The organism is Bacillus salipaludis, assembly GCF_004358205.1.
On sequence record NZ_SMYO01000009.1, the window covers coordinates 43,793 to 58,526 of the forward strand.

At 38.7% G+C, this 14,734-nt stretch carries 13 protein-coding genes, 1 pseudogene and 1 riboswitch; of the genes and pseudogenes, 7 read left to right on the top strand and 7 right to left on the bottom strand.

Going from position 1 to position 14,734, the window contains the following annotated elements; all coding sequences use genetic code 11:
- Positions 1-1,195 precede the first annotated feature (1,195 nt).
- Together E2K98_RS18970 and E2K98_RS18975 are read right to left on the bottom strand one after the other, a co-directional pair.
- Positions 1,196-2,509, bottom strand: coding sequence for a nucleobase:cation symporter-2 family protein (locus E2K98_RS18970; protein WP_133336875.1), 1,314 nt, complete (start codon positions 2,507-2,509; stop codon positions 1,196-1,198).
- Positions 2,509-3,102, bottom strand: coding sequence for a xanthine phosphoribosyltransferase (locus tag E2K98_RS18975; protein ID WP_133336877.1), 594 nt, complete (start codon positions 3,100-3,102; stop codon positions 2,509-2,511). Before E2K98_RS18975 ends, E2K98_RS18970 begins: the two co-directional genes overlap by 1 nt.
- Positions 3,103-3,222: 120 nt before the next feature.
- Positions 3,223-3,324, bottom strand: a riboswitch (purine riboswitch).
- A 203-nt stretch (positions 3,325-3,527) separates the two neighbouring features.
- Here E2K98_RS18975 and E2K98_RS18980 point away from each other — a divergent pair.
- Positions 3,528-4,526, top strand: coding sequence for an NAD(P)H-dependent flavin oxidoreductase (locus tag E2K98_RS18980; protein ID WP_133336879.1), 999 nt, complete (start codon positions 3,528-3,530; stop codon positions 4,524-4,526).
- Between the two features lie 35 nt (positions 4,527-4,561).
- On the opposite strand, the gene E2K98_RS18985 is transcribed toward E2K98_RS18980, so the two are convergent.
- A complete protein-coding gene (locus E2K98_RS18985; RefSeq protein WP_133336881.1) occupies positions 4,562-4,840 on the bottom strand; it encodes a hypothetical protein in 279 nt (92 codons plus the stop codon).
- Positions 4,841-5,178: 338 nt separating this feature from the next.
- On the opposite strand from E2K98_RS18985, the gene E2K98_RS18990 reads away from it, so the two are divergent.
- Together E2K98_RS18990 and E2K98_RS18995 are read left to right on the top strand one after the other, a co-directional pair.
- Positions 5,179-6,369, top strand: a complete 1,191-nt coding sequence (locus tag E2K98_RS18990) for a glycine C-acetyltransferase (RefSeq protein ID WP_133336883.1) — start codon at positions 5,179-5,181, stop codon at positions 6,367-6,369.
- A 42-nt stretch (positions 6,370-6,411) separates the two neighbouring features.
- Positions 6,412-7,374: an L-threonine 3-dehydrogenase gene (locus tag E2K98_RS18995; RefSeq protein WP_133336885.1), complete on the top strand. Its 963-nt coding sequence runs from the start codon at positions 6,412-6,414 to the stop codon at positions 7,372-7,374.
- A 28-nt stretch (positions 7,375-7,402) separates the two neighbouring features.
- Here the strand turns inward: E2K98_RS18995 and selD are convergent, their stop codons facing one another.
- Positions 7,403-8,455, bottom strand: a complete 1,053-nt coding sequence (gene selD / locus E2K98_RS19000) for a selenide, water dikinase SelD (protein ID WP_133336887.1) — start codon at positions 8,453-8,455, stop codon at positions 7,403-7,405.
- 187 nt (positions 8,456-8,642) lie between these two features.
- Between selD and E2K98_RS32350 the strand changes: the two are divergent.
- Positions 8,643-8,828: pseudogene (locus E2K98_RS32350) on the top strand (Rdx family protein); the annotation flags it as partial.
- A gap of 93 nt (positions 8,829-8,921) precedes the next feature.
- Here the strand turns inward: E2K98_RS32350 and E2K98_RS19010 are convergent.
- Positions 8,922-9,311, bottom strand: coding sequence for an Hsp20/alpha crystallin family protein (locus E2K98_RS19010; protein WP_133336889.1), 390 nt, complete (start codon positions 9,309-9,311; stop codon positions 8,922-8,924).
- 98 nt (positions 9,312-9,409) lie between these two features.
- On the opposite strand from E2K98_RS19010, the gene selA reads away from it, so the two are divergent.
- Positions 9,410-10,825, top strand: coding sequence for an L-seryl-tRNA(Sec) selenium transferase (gene selA, locus E2K98_RS19015; protein WP_133336891.1), 1,416 nt, complete (start codon positions 9,410-9,412; stop codon positions 10,823-10,825).
- Positions 10,826-10,994: 169 nt separating this feature from the next.
- On the opposite strand, the gene E2K98_RS19020 is transcribed toward selA, so the two are convergent.
- Entirely contained in the window at positions 10,995-11,135 is a 141-nt protein-coding gene (locus E2K98_RS19020; protein ID WP_026576420.1) for a small acid-soluble spore protein P, read from the bottom strand.
- A 115-nt stretch (positions 11,136-11,250) separates the two neighbouring features.
- Here E2K98_RS19020 and E2K98_RS19025 point away from each other — a divergent pair, with 115 nt between their 5' ends.
- Positions 11,251-11,514, top strand: coding sequence for a hypothetical protein (locus E2K98_RS19025; RefSeq protein WP_026576419.1), 264 nt, complete (start codon positions 11,251-11,253; stop codon positions 11,512-11,514).
- Positions 11,515-11,553: 39 nt separating this feature from the next.
- Here the strand turns inward: E2K98_RS19025 and sspO are convergent, their stop codons facing one another.
- A complete protein-coding gene (gene sspO, locus E2K98_RS19030) occupies positions 11,554-11,703 on the bottom strand; it encodes a small acid-soluble spore protein O (protein WP_133336893.1) in 150 nt (49 codons plus the stop codon).
- A 320-nt stretch (positions 11,704-12,023) separates the two neighbouring features.
- On the opposite strand from sspO, the gene acnA reads away from it, so the two are divergent.
- On the top strand, positions 12,024-14,732 hold the full coding sequence (gene acnA, locus E2K98_RS19035; protein ID WP_133336895.1) for an aconitate hydratase AcnA: 2,709 nt from the start codon (positions 12,024-12,026) through the stop codon (positions 14,730-14,732).
- Positions 14,733-14,734: the final 2 nt, after the last annotated feature.

Genomic DNA, 14,734 nt, shown 5'->3' on the forward strand with positions numbered 1-14,734 from the left:
AGTAAGATTGATGCAATTCGGTATAAGGCTCATGATTTATAAAAGATAAAAAAAACGATGCATTTTGTTGTACCATCGTTTTTTTGTGTGATTTACTCATTAATATGGACAATAACATCCTCTCAAACACATATATTGTCATTCTGAGAGTTTTTCAAAAAAATAATGTAATTGTGCATAAACTTTATTTAAACAACTGTATTCACGTGATATCGAAGACCAGGGTGTAAATAACAACTACCTTCAAAACGAATTTGAAGAAGATAGCGGTGACGAAAGAAGCAGTAGCAATAGCGACTAACTCAATAAAAAATAAATGATTTTCTTTGTTTTATTTAAGGCTGTGTTAAAGAACAATGTTGATTTTTTGAACAGCGTTGATTGGAGCGGAAGGTGCGAGACTCCTCGAAAATGCTAACGCATTTCCTTCGTGCGTGGGTGGATTCAAGGAAGAAATTCAGTGTCCTGCGGGAGCAGCGGGACAGGTGAGACCCCACAGGCGCTTAAGCGCCGAGGAGACTCACCGCCCGCCCCGCGGAAAGCGAGCATCCTGGAGTGGAAATCAACAACTAAGTTTAACAGAGCTTTATTTAAAAAAGTGAGTGAAAGTGTCCCTCTTTTTTCTTGAATATTTTATCTAATTATTTTTTCAGAATCTTAACAATTCTAATACGATACTTTTACAATTGTTTGGTAATCTGAAGCAAAGAACAATATAGGAGTGATTATGATGGTTGCTAAAATGAAAAGAGAATGGCATAAATTCTGGTTTATCAGTTATAACACCCTATTGGCTAAAAGTATCGATTTAAAAAAAAATGAAAAATATCTTCAGAAATCAAAACATCATGGAGACAAATTGATTCGAATCTTGTCGCAATAATTGTGTGGAAAATTTTGATATAGAAAATCTAAATAATAACAGTTGAAAGAAAGTGACTGAAAATGTCACTCCTTTTTTTATATTAACTTATATTTTTATTAAAAAACCACCAATCACATTTGACTGGTGGTTTCTCATTATCTTAATTTTCCTCTTCGTTTTACCTTTTTGATTTTCAGTCATAAGTTCAATTAACATCTTGATTACTAGTCCGGATAACGGAATAATCCTTGATTTTCTCCCTTTGTAATTTTCGTTAAGAAAATGTAGGCTATATCGACATATATATAGTAGACATATATCGGATAGAAATTAGGAAGCTTTTACTTCGATATTTTGCGTAACTACTTGTTTTCGCTTAGCAGGTTTTATTATATTGAACACAATATTTAAGAAAATAGCTGTTAAGCTCCCCGCAACAATTCCGCTGTTTGTAAGAATTTTAACACCATCAGGAAGATGTTTAAATAAATCAGGTACCGCCGTTACGCCTAATCCCATCCCGACTGAACAAGCGATAATCAGTAGGTTTTCTTGAGAAGTAAAATCAATTTTACTAAGCATCTTAATCCCGGAAGCAATCACCATACCAAACATGGCAATCATCGCACCACCAAGAACGGATGTTGGAATAACGGTTGTTAACGCAGCGACTTTTGGTACAAAACCTAGAAATACAAGGATTCCGGCCATTGTGTAGATCACACTTTTGCTTTTTACACCTGAAAATTGAACAAGTCCCACGTTTTGTGAATAAGTCGTATAGGGAAAAGAATTAAATAGAGCTCCAAGGATACTTGCGAGACCTTCCGCACGATACCCTTTCACTAAATCTTTTTCCGATAATTTTCTCCCAGTAATATCACTTAAAGCAAAGTATACACCTGAAGACTCGATTAAGCTGACAATGGCTACTAAGGTCATGGTAATAATCGGTGCCAATTCAAAAGAAGGAGCTGCAAAGTGTAATGGGCTTACCATATGGAACCATGAAGCCTCACCAACAGATGCGAAGTTTACTTTCCCCATTAGTGCAGCGGCAATGGTACCGGCAATTAATCCCAACAAAATCGAAATCGAACGAATAAATCCTTTAGAGAAACGGTAAAGCAAGATAATAAACAATAAAGTCCCAAATGCAAGAGCAAGATTTGTTTGAGAACCAAAATCAGGACTGCCTTGTCCGCCGGCAACATTATTCATCGCAACCGGAATTAGTGTTAGGCCAATAATTGTAACTACCGACCCAGTTACAATAGGAGGGAAGAAACGAATCAATTTTCCAAAAAAACTGGCAATGAGAATAACAATTAAACCGGAAATCAAAATCGAACCGTAGATGGCAGATAGACCGTATTGACTGCCAATCGCAATAATTGGTCCAACAGCGGTAAATGTACAACCAAGCACGATTGGAAGACCAATCCCGAAAAAGCGATTCTGCCACACCTGCAATAACGTCGCAATCCCGCTTGTAAGAATATCAAGCGATACGAGATACGCTAATTGTTTACCTGAAAAATGAAGGGCGCTGCCGATAATCAGAGGAACAATTACAGCTCCGGCATACATTGCCAATACATGCTGAATTCCTAAAGAGGCAACTTTAAAAGGATTTTGTTTCATTAGACTAACTCCTCCACTTTTTCATTTACAAATGTTACTTCTCCGTTTGATAGTTTGGCGATTCTTGCCAATGATTCAACCCTAAAACCAAGATCCTTTAATTTTTGTGCACCAGGCTGGAAGGACTTTTCGATGACAATGCCAATACCAGCCACCTTGGCATTTGTCATTTCAACCAAATTGACTAATCCAAGTGCAGCCTCACCGTTTGCAATAAAGTCATCGATTATAAGGATTCGGTCATCCTCGGATATATATTTTTTTGAAATGGAGATATCGTTAGATTCTTGTTTTGTAAAGGAATACACTCTTGTTGTCAGCATGGCTTCGAACAATGTTAAAGATTTGCTTTTTTTTGCAAAGATTACAGGAACATTCATATGCAATCCAGCCATTACAGCAGGAGCAATTCCTGAAGTTTCAATTGTCACAATTTTTGTTATTCCCTCATTTGCAAAAAGAGACGCGAATTCCTTGCCAATCTCGTTCATTAATTGAGGGTCAATTTGGTGATTCAAAAAGGAATCAACCTTTAAAACATTTTCATTAAGGGCATTCCCATCCACTTTAATTCTTTCTTCCAATAATTTCATCGGTTAAACCTCCTAATAATAAAAGCCCAAAGGTCCGCTCACATCAAAATTGAGTGAGGCAATGACCTTTGGGCTTGAATTCCAAGAGGAAACAAGAGGTGCGCGATTCAGATAGAAAAGCGCGTTTCATTGCCCACTCATAGTCAGATTGTTTACGGCAATCCGGTAGAAACTTGCAGGCCATATTCCTGCGATTATATGAGTGAAACGGTTATAAATTTATTCACATTATAACCATGACAAAAAGCTAAAATCAATCTTTTTTTGATAAAAAACGAATAATATTTTATTTTTTAAAAATATCGTTCGTGTTTGAAAACGTTTTTTTTAATTCTTAAGAAGTGATTGAATATTCATTCATTTTCAGCTACTATATAAACTGAGAAGTCTATTCAGAAAATTCCAAATTGAAAAGAGGGGATAAAATGAACAAATCCATACCAGAAAACTGGTGGACTCAATTGCGCTTACCGATTATCTCTGCACCGATGTTCCTCGTATCAGGCCCTGATTTAGTCAAAAATTGCTGTTTGAATGGGATCATTGGTTCATTTCCAGCACCAAATGCACGACCGATTGAAGTACTTGACCAATGGATGGGGCAATTAAACGCGGAATTAAAAGCTGCGAAAACGAAGGATCCTGGCCGAAAAATCGCACCATGGGCGATGAACATGGTTGTACATAGCTCATATGGGAGACTGCTGGAGGAACTTGAATTAATAAAAAAACATCAGCCTCAGTTGGTTATCACCTCACTAGGCAGTCCGAAGATGGTCGTTGATATCGTTCATGAATATGGCGGTCTTGTTTTTTCAGATGTAAGTGATGTGAAATTCGCGAAAAAAGCGGCGGAGGCAGGAGTTGACGGACTCATTTTAGTGGCAAGCGGGGCAGGTGGGCATGCCGGTCAAATTAACGGCTTTGCTTTTGTAGATATTGTGTGCTCCTTCTGGGATGGAATCATCGTACTTGCCGGTGCGATTTCGACTGGAAAGGGAATTTTAGCGGCACAAGCAGCAGGAGCAGACCTTGCCTATATGGGTACAAGATTCATTGTAGCAAAAGAAAGTATGGCCCGAGATGAATACCGAGAGATGCTAGTCGAAGCTACGCAAGAGGATATCATTTTGACAGACGCTTTTTCTGGGGTAAAGGCTAATATGTTAATTCCAAGCATTGTAAAAGCAGGACTTAATCCGGCTCAACTTGCGAAAAAAGAAAAAGTTGATTTTAATAATATGCAGCAGGAACCAAATGTCAAAGCATGGCGCGATATCTGGTCCGCAGGGCATGGTGTCGGAGCAATTGACAAAATCGAAACGGCTGGAGAAATTATTGAACGATTAGAGGTAGAATACCAAGATGCTCTTCAAAAGGTGAATAAAGCAGCTGAAAAATTATCCTTTCAAAAAGTGAAATAAATACGGAAAGAACCTATCCGAGTGGGTAGGTTCTTTTATTTTTTCTTTTTGACCATATTTACAATCTTGTACCCTGGTTTTACTTTGACTTTTTTCGTTTCTGTATTTGTTTTTACCTGATACATTGTAAATTTTTTGGGCTGATGTTCTAAAAGGTCAATCTTATTTACCGTTTCTTTACGGAAATGCTTATGTATTTTTTTCAATTGCTTATCCCGTTTTTCACCATAAAAAAAATCATACGTAAAAATGAATAAATAGATAAATGCCCCACCAACAAGGATGGTATAGAGGAGAGAAGAGAGAACTGGCACAAAAAACACCCTTTCTGTTTCGTTCATTTGAGTAAGTCTATTATATCGTTTTTTCTTTCCAATAAAATTATTTTTATATAATGAAAATTCAAAGGATTCCATTCAAATACTTTTCAAGCAAATATCCTGTTTTTGAAATGGTTACCCTATAGGAGTAAATAAAAAAATTTTTAAAAATTTGTCCTCTAGGTATGAACATTTCAAAAAAAGTATGATACAGTAATTAACAAGAATGCTTTTATACAGGCAATTGAGCTTAATTTCAATGTCCGTGTCCAGTAGACAATTGTACTTAGGATAACGACAAATAACCGCTGAGTTGATAAGGAGGTAGAAAAATGTCCAGTCATATTTTGGAACATTTTTTAAATGAAAATCTTGAAGATTTAAAGGGAAAAGGTCTATACAATGTTATTGATCCTTTAGAAAGTCCAAATGGTCCTGTCATTACGATTAATGGGAAGGAGCTTGTAAATCTTTCTTCTAATAATTATTTAGGTTTAGCAACAGATGAGCGTTTGAAACAAGCTGCAAAAGAAGCGATCGAACAATACGGTGTCGGAGCCGGTGCCGTCCGTACCATTAATGGTACGCTCAAGCTTCATGTAGAACTAGAGGAAAAATTAGCAGAATTTAAACATACGGAAGCAGCGATTGCCTATCAGTCGGGTTTTAACTGTAATATGGCAGCGATTTCAGCGGTTATGGATAAAAATGATGCGATTCTTTCAGACGAATTGAACCACGCCTCCATTATCGACGGCTGTCGGTTATCCAAAGCGAAAATTATCCGCTTTAAACACTCCGATATGGAAGATTTGCGGGCGAGAGCGAAAGAAGCAAAGGAATCAGGCCTTTACAATAAAATAATGGTCATTACAGATGGCGTATTTTCAATGGACGGTGATGTTGCCCTATTACCTGAAATCATAAAAATTGCTGAAGAATTTGATCTAATTACGTATGTCGATGATGCCCATGGATCAGGAGTACTTGGTGATGGAACCGGGACTGTAAAGCATTTCGGATTATCAGATAAAATTGATTTCCAAATCGGTACACTTTCAAAAGCAATTGGGGTAGTTGGAGGATATGTGGCTGGAAAGAAAAATTTAATCGACTGGTTAAAGGTTCGCAGCCGTCCATTCCTTTTTTCAACTTCCCTAACCCCTGCAGATGTTGCAGCCAGTAAAAAATCGATTGAAATTTTAATGGAAAGCACCGAGTTAAATCAAAAACTTTGGGAGAATGGAAATTACCTAAAAAAAGGCTTGAAGGAATTAGGGTTTAATATCGGTAACAGTGAAACACCAATCACTCCATGTATAATCGGGGACGAATCGTTAACCCAAGCTTTTAGTAAACGTTTAAACGAAGAAGGCGTATATGCAAAAGCGATAGTATTCCCAACGGTACCGCAGGGAACAGGCCGTGTTCGTAACATGCCAACTGCTGCCCATACCAAAGAAATGCTTGATAAAGCCATCTCCATTTATGAAAAAGTCGGTAAGGAAATGGGTGTCATTTAATTTTTCAAATTACATCATCGTGAAGAGGACGGGGGATTATATATGAAAAAAATATTAATCACAGGAGCTTTGGGGCAAATTGGGTCAGAATTAACCACAAGGCTTAGAGAAATTTACGGAGTAGACAATGTAATTGCCACGGATATCAAAAAGAGCGACAACGTTAATTTCGAAAGTGGCCCCTTCGAAATTTTAGATGTAACGGACGGAAAACGGATGGTTGAAATTGCGAAAAAATATAATGTTGATACCATCATGCATTTAGCCGCCCTTTTATCCGCAACAGCGGAAGCAAAGCCATTGTTTGCTTGGAATTTAAATATGGGTGGACTTATGAATGCGCTTGAAACAGCAAGAGAGGTAAATGCGCAATTTTTCACACCAAGTTCTATTGGTGCATTCGGACCAACTACTCCTAAAGACCAAACACCCCAGGATACGATTATGCGGCCAACAACCATGTATGGGGTAAACAAAGTTGCTGGGGAATTATTGGCTGATTACTATCACCAAAGGTTCGGAGTCGATACACGCGGCGTACGTTTCCCGGGATTAATTTCGTATGTAGCACTGCCTGGAGGCGGAACAACAGATTATGCAGTTGAAATCTATTATGAAGCAATTAAAAATGGCAGATATACCTCCTATATTGATAAAGGCACCTACATGGATATGATGTATATGCCGGATGCATTGAATGCCATCATCGATTTAATGGAAGCAGATTCTTCAAAACTGATTCACCGAAATGCCTTTAATGTTACAGCAATGAGTTTTGCACCTGAGGATATCGCAGCAAGTATCATGAGGTATATTCCAAACTTTAAAATGGCCTATAATCCAGACCCTGTACGCCAAAAAATTGCTGATAGCTGGCCAAATTCAATTGATGCCACCGCTGCAAAGCAAGAATGGGGCTTTAAATTTGAATATGATTTGGACAAAATGACACAAGATATGATTGAAAAATTATCCCAAAAACTGCAAATAAGAAAGATGGCATAAATAAAAAGCGAAGCATCAGCTTCGCTTTTTATTTTTTTACATAAATTAATTTTTCGCTTTTCTCAGTGACACGTCCAATGATTGATGCTTGGGCAAGTCCATTAGAATGAAGATTTTCAATATATGTCCGTGCATCCTTTTCATTCAATGAAACCAGTAAACCACCAGAGGTAATAGCATCACAAAGAACAAGTTGTTCATCTGGAAGGATTTCTTCATAAACAACATCATTCTGAAGCCATTTATGATTGGATTTAGACCCGCCTGGTACGACACCATCTTTAGCTAACTCAATGGCTCCTTCAAGGATTGGAACTTGGGAGAACGAAATTTCAAAGCTTACACCACTGCCTCGAGCCATTTCGCTGCCATGACCGAGCAGACCAAACCCAGTGACATCTGTAACAGCGTGTGGATGGAAGTTCGATAAAACCTCTGCAGCCGTTTTATTAAGCATCGCCATCGTTTCGGTTACTGCTTGTTCTTGTTCCACCGTAACAACATTTCTTTTAATTCCAGTTGTAAGAATACCCACACCGACTGGTTTTGTTAAAACAAGAACATCACCAAGTTTTGCACCGACATTTTTCCACACCTTTTTCGGATGTACAATTCCAGTCACAGAGAGACCGAATTTAGGTTCTTGATCATCAATTGAGTGGCCGCCCACTGTTAAGGCACCTGATTCTTTTACCTTATCCGCTGCCCCCCGGAGAATTTCGGAAAGCATATCGGGCCCGAGCTTCTTAATCGGATAGCCGACAATATTCATAACGGTTTTCGGCTGTCCGCCCATGGCATATACATCACTTAGTGCGTTCGCAGCCGCAATCTGACCGAACATATAAGGGTCATCCACGATTGGGGTAAAATAATCTAGTGTTTGAATGAGTGCGATCGAGTCTGTTAATTGAAATACTCCGGCATCGTCGGATGTTTCATGTCCAACAAGTAATTCCGGAACAGGATCTTGTTTTGGCAATAGACGCAAGACTTGCGCCAGGTCTTCAGGACCAATTTTGCAGCCTCAGCCAGCTTTTGTTGACAATGAGGTTAGGCGAATTTTCTCTTGTTCACTCATACTGTCCACCTCCATCTACCTAGTATAACTCTTTCAGGTTATTTGCGCACGAATGGTGCAAAATAATTGCTGTAATATTAGGGATAAGGTAGAATGTTTTTACTATCTTGATGTAGCAAAATAGGAGGTCCGTATGAAAAATTATCAAGTAATTGTTGAATTTTGCATGCAATGAAACTTTGCTCCAAAAGCTGCGAGTTTCGCAGAAGAGCTATTTACCCACTTTAATCGTAATATTAAAAAGATGGAATTAATACCTGCCTCAGGAGGGGTTTTTGAAATTACCGTTGATGGAATAAAAATATATTCCAAGGATGAAACAGGTGTCTTTCCTGATACAGACGAAATCATCAAAATAATCGAAAGCATGTAAAAAAAAGCTCTCAAATCCATAAAGGATGAATTTGAGAGCTTTTTTATTGCTAGTAATAGTATTATGTAAACTGCAACAAAAAAAGAAAAACGGTTACGGAAGTGTAATAAATCGATTGTTTCCTGCACCTTTATCTATTTTGGAGATAAATATTTCTAAAATTCCATTTTGAAAAAAAGCACAGACTTTCTGATTTTTAATCGGAAAGGGGAAGTCAATGGTTCTTATCTTTTTGATGTTTGTAGAGAGAGTTTGTTTTCGAGCTGTTATAATTAGCTTCATATCCTCCACTTTTACGGAAAGTTCGGCTGATTTAAAATCATCCAAAACGGCCTCCACAATCCAGTCTTTTTCTGTTTCATAAAGGTCAATCCGGAACTGGGTCATGTCACAATAGGAGGTTAATGGGTCTAGAAAGTAATTTTCTAACCATTTTTCCATTTGTTCCAAATCGTAACATTGATCATCTTTCTTTCTATTCAAAGCGATTCCCCCTTGCTTGGTTTATTTTATTCAAACTGTCGTGAAATGTGAAAAATGCTATAATAGGTAAAAAGTAGGGAAATAAAGGAGTTAACATCGTGAAACAATGGCTACGTTCCATCCCAGCTGTTCATGAATTGCAGAACCACCCGCAATTTTTAACCCTCCTTGAAGAGCGGGGTTTTGATTTTAATCAATTAACGAAGCAGTTAAAAGAGGTATTGGAGCAAATAAGAAATGAATTGTTACAAGAAACCTGGCAGGGTGCATTGCCTGGTTCAGGCACGTTTATTGATGAGGTATTTTTTTGTCTTAAAGGAAAAATTGAAAAACAATTCACCTATACATTAAAAAAAGTCATTAATGCTACAGGAACGATTTTACATACAAATCTTGGTCGAGCAAGGCTCAGTGAACATGCAATCGAGCATGTAGTGGAAACCGCACGGAATTACTCAAATCTTGAGTATTTAATAGAAGAAGGAAAACGCGGTTCCCGTCACACGCATGTTGAAGCCCTGTTAAAAGAAATCACAGGTGCTGAAGCAGTAATGGTAGTTAATAATAATGCAGCTGCCGTTTATCTGGTGTTATCTGCGTTGGCAAAAAACAAAGAGGTTATTGTATCACGCGGTCAGCTCGTTGAAATTGGCGGTTCCTTTCGCATTTCTTCGATTATGGAGGAAAGCGGTGCTAGGCTTGTAGAAGTAGGAACGACGAATAAAACCCATTTGTTCGACTATGAAAAGGCAATTACTCCTGACACTTCAATTGTTATGAAAGTTCATACGAGTAATTTTAAGGTAATTGGTTTTACTAAATCAGTTGCAACAGAGGAACTAATTCAGTTAACTAGAAATCACGAACAGATTATTTTCTACGAAGACTTAGGCAGTGGTGCTCTTTTTGATTTCCGAAAACACGGGATTGGAGAGGAACCTCTTGTAAAAGAATTGATTGCAATGGGCGCGGATCTTTTAACCTTTAGTGGAGATAAACTGCTTGGCGGGCCGCAAGCGGGAATAATTGCCGGCAAAAAAGAACTAATAGAACAATTAAAAAAACATCAGCTGGCTAGAGTAGTTCGGGTGGATAAGATGACATTCGCGGCTTTAGAGGGCACTTTACTGGATTATGTCCGGGGAGAAAAAGGGCTGCAGCATATCCCGACAATCCGTGATTTACTTGTTCCTGTCACTGAATTAGACGAAAGGTCCCAGGAATTTGTTTCGCAGCTTTTAGCAAGGACAAGTCAATTTCATGCAAAAATTTTTCCTGGAAGCAGTCAAGTAGGCGGGGGCACAATGCCTGATGTCGAGCTACCGACAATGGTTATTGCTTTAAAACATAAAACATTAACAGCTGAACAACTTGGTAGAAAATTTCGAACCCAATCAGAACCTGCGATTATCGGACGGATTCACAATGATGAGTTTTTAATTGATTTACGAACTGTCACACCGGAAGAAGAAGGTATCATTTTAAACGCTTTAACGGCAGGAGACCCCTCTTAAGAAAAAGGGGTCTTTTAAAATTTCTAATAAATGTTCGACTTTGAGAATTGTCCAGCTTCAGCGCCTAGCCCCTCGAGGTTGCTTCGGACCAGGCGATGAAGTCAAAGAACGACTTCTCCGCCTGGTCCTCCAGCACTTGCCTTAGGCTGACCAAGGCGCTTCCGCTTTTCTACATATCATGGTGCGAATTATGTTTGGCCCGTGTATGATTGCGATTCTTCACTTTATGAGAACCACTCATCGGCTCAGGCTGGCCAGATTGTTTTGGAGCATTTTTACGCATATCTTTGCCATCGTTTTTGTTTACCATTTTTTCATCCCTCCTACTCATTAGGATGCTGTGAAGACCATTTTTTCATGCCTGAATATTTTTTTTGGTTCTGTGCAATTTAACGGTAAATAAAATGAAGGGGTGAAACATAGATATGCAAAAAAATCCTTACCATAAGGACAAACAACAGGCTTTCCAGGCTGCCCAGCAGGGATATGAAAATGCTCAAGGTCTTTATTATGATATTGTTACCGATAGTGCAAGCTACGGTCATCAGCTGAAGCATTTGAAAGATGAAGTGAATGAAGCGTATCAGCAAATTGAAAACGCATTAGAAGTTGCCTCTGAACACCAAAGAGCCCAGCTGGAACGCTTCCAGCAAGATCTTCAATCAATGGTTTCAGAAGTAAACCAATAAAAATAGGAAAAATAAAAGCAGGGGGGAGACCTCCTGCTTTTACTGATTCTTCTTTCGCTTTTTATTGTTCATTCTTTCTTTTACTGTCAACGGCTCTTTTGCCATTTCTTCATTAAAGCCTGCCCCTTGTCCTTGAGCACTGGCTGCATTTGCACCAGGAATGACATGATTCGCTTTGCGTTTTCCCATACCAACCACCTCCTTATCTGTTAATATTTCCTTTGGATCTAAAAACATGACATCAAAAAGTTTTTTTGACATAATAATAACGAATACAAAGAATTCCCGACAAATGAGAATCATCTTAGCCCTATAACATTTTCAAAATATTTCGAACTCTTTTTATGAAAGAGCATAAGAAAAACTTATCGACTACAATAACTTTCTTGATATTTACTTATGTTAAAGGTTGTATTAAGATAAGAATTGTGAGAAAAGTTGGGGTAAAAGGGAATATTCACACTTTTCGTTTATTTTTGTATTTAGTTAAGAATGAGGGGGTTAAACTCATGGTAAAAAATGATGTTTATAACGCAAAATCTTCTTTTGAAGCAAACGGCAAACGTTATCACTATTATCGTTTAAATGCGTTAGAAGAAGCTGGTATTGGAAATGTTTCGAAATTACCTTATTCCGTAAAAGTACTACTTGAATCAGTACTTCGCCAATATGATGGCCGAGTTATTACAAAAGAGCATGTTGAAAACTTAGCAAAATGGGGAACAAACGAGTTAAAAGAAGTAGATGTGCCTTTTAAACCAGCTCGTGTTATTCTTCAAGACTTCACAGGCGTTCCCGCTGTCGTTGACCTTGCTTCCTTAAGAAAAGCAATGGCTGACCTTGGCGGAGACCCAGACAAAATTAATCCAGAAAAAACAGTTGATCTTGTTATTGACCACTCTGTACAAGTAGATGCATATGGTTCAGCTGATTCATTAAGAATTAACATGGATTATGAATTCGAACGTAATGCTGAGCGCTACCAATTCTTAAGCTGGGCGCAAAAATCCTTCAACAACTACCGTGCCGTGCCGCCAGCAACTGGTATCGTTCACCAAGTAAACTTAGAGTTCTTAGCAGATGTTGTTCATGTAGCTAATGTAGACGGTGAATTAGAAACTTACCCAGATACATTAGTAGGTACTGACTCTCATACAACTATGATCAATGGTCTTGGCGTACTTGGATGGGGTGTTGGCGGTATCGAGGCTGAAGCTGGAATGCTTGGACAGCCTTCATATTTCCCTGTTCCTGAAGTTGTTGGGGTTAAATTAGTAGGTGAGCTTCCAAACGGAGCAACTGCAACTGACCTTGCACTGAAAGTAACACAAGTACTTCGTAAGCATGGTGTAGTTGGTAAATTCGTAGAATATTTTGGACCTGGGGTATCTACATTACCACTTGCTGACCGCGCTACCATCGCAAACATGGCTCCTGAATATGGTGCAACATGTGGTTTCTTCCCAATCGATGGGGAATCCATTGAATACTTACGCTTAACTGGCCGTGATGCAGAACAAATTAATGTTGTAGAACAATATTGCAAAGCAAACGGATTATTCTTTGATCCATCTGTTGAGCCTGTTTATACAAGTGTAATCGAAATCGACCTTTCTGAGATTGAAGCGAATCTTTCTGGTCCTAAGCGTCCACAAGATTTAATTCCTCTTTCAAAAATGAAAGAAGAGTTCGTTAAAGCGGTATCTGCTCCTCAAGGAAACCAAGGCTTTGGCTTACAAGCTGACGAACTTGAGAAGTCTGCAACCATTAAGTTTAATAATGGCGACGAAGCAGATATTAAAACAGGTGCAGTTGCAATTGCATCGATTACAAGCTGTACAAATACATCTAACCCATACGTTTTAGTTGGTGCAGGACTTGTTGCGAAGAAAGCTGTTGAACTTGGAATGGAAGTTCCTAAGTTTGTAAAAACTTCTTTAGCACCAGGATCTAAAGTTGTAACTGGTTACCTTCGTGATTCCGGCTTACTTCCATACCTAGAGCAAATCGGCTTCAACCTTGTTGGTTACGGCTGTACAACATGTATCGGTAACTCCGGTCCATTAAAAGAAGAAATCGAAAAAACAATCGCTGAAAACGACCTATTAGTTACCTCTGTACTTTCAGGTAACCGTAACTTTGAAGGCCGGATTCATCCGCTTGTAAAAGCAAACTACCTTGCTTCACCACCGTTAGTTGTTGCATATGCACTTGCTGGTACAGTGAACATTGACTTTGCTAACGAGCCAATCGGAAAAGATAAAAATGGCAACGATGTATTCTTCAAGGATGTTTGGCCATCTACTGCTGAAGTAAATGATGTTGTTAAACGTACTGTTACTCCAGAACTATTCCGTAAAGAATATGAAAATGTCTTTGGTGACAACGAACGTTGGAACGAAATCAAAACAAGCAATGAGCCATTATATACTTGGGATGAAGATTCTACTTATATTGCAAATCCTCCATTCTTTGAGGGATTATCACCAGAGCCTGGCAAAGTAGAACCTTTAACAGGTCTTCGTATTGTTGGTAAGTTCGGCGATTCTGTAACAACTGACCATATTTCACCTGCAGGAGCTATTGGTAAAAATACTCCAGCTGGTAAATATCTATTAGAAAAAGGCGTTCAGCCACGTGACTTTAACTCTTACGGTTCTCGCCGTGGTAACCATGAAGTGATGATGCGCGGAACATTTGCGAACATCCGTATTCGTAACCAAATTGCTCCTGGCACAGAAGGCGGCTTCACAACTTACTGGCCAACTGGCGAAGTTACATCAATCTACGATGCTTGCATGAAATACAAAGAAAACGGCACTGGCTTAATGGTTATTGCTGGTAAAGATTACGGAATGGGCTCTTCACGTGACTGGGCTGCCAAAGGTACGAATCTTTTAGGCATCAAAACAGTTCTTGCTGAAAGCTTTGAACGTATTCACCGTTCTAACCTTGTGTTAATGGGCGTACTTCCACTTCAATTTAAAGAGGGCGACAACGCTGAAACTCTTGGTCTAACTGGTAAAGAAACATTCGAAGTGCAAGTAGACGAAAACGTAAAACCACGTGATCTTCTAAAAGTTACTGCGACTGACGAAGCTGGTAACAAGAAAGAATTCGAAGTAGTTGTACGTTTCGACTCTGAAGTTGAAATCGACTACTATCGTCACGGCGGTATCCTACAAATGGTATTACGTGAAAAATTACAAGAAGCGTAATT

Coding starts and splice junctions, on each gene's coding strand:
- E2K98_RS19020 (WP_026576420.1), bottom strand. CDS start 11,135: ATGGTAAACAAAAACGATGGCAAAGATATGCGTAAAAATGCTCCAAAA.
- sspO (WP_133336893.1), bottom strand. CDS start 11,703: ATGGGAAAACGCAAAGCGAATCATGTCATTCCTGGTGCAAATGCAGCC.
- E2K98_RS18990 (WP_133336883.1), top strand. CDS start 5,179: ATGTCCAGTCATATTTTGGAACATTTTTTAAATGAAAATCTTGAAGAT.
- acnA (WP_133336895.1), top strand. CDS start 12,024: ATGGTAAAAAATGATGTTTATAACGCAAAATCTTCTTTTGAAGCAAAC.
- E2K98_RS18970 (WP_133336875.1), bottom strand. CDS start 2,509: ATGAAACAAAATCCTTTTAAAGTTGCCTCTTTAGGAATTCAGCATGTA.
- E2K98_RS19025 (WP_026576419.1), top strand. CDS start 11,251: ATGCAAAAAAATCCTTACCATAAGGACAAACAACAGGCTTTCCAGGCT.
- E2K98_RS18980 (WP_133336879.1), top strand. CDS start 3,528: ATGAACAAATCCATACCAGAAAACTGGTGGACTCAATTGCGCTTACCG.
- E2K98_RS18975 (WP_133336877.1), bottom strand. CDS start 3,102: ATGAAATTATTGGAAGAAAGAATTAAAGTGGATGGGAATGCCCTTAAT.
- E2K98_RS18995 (WP_133336885.1), top strand. CDS start 6,412: ATGAAAAAAATATTAATCACAGGAGCTTTGGGGCAAATTGGGTCAGAA.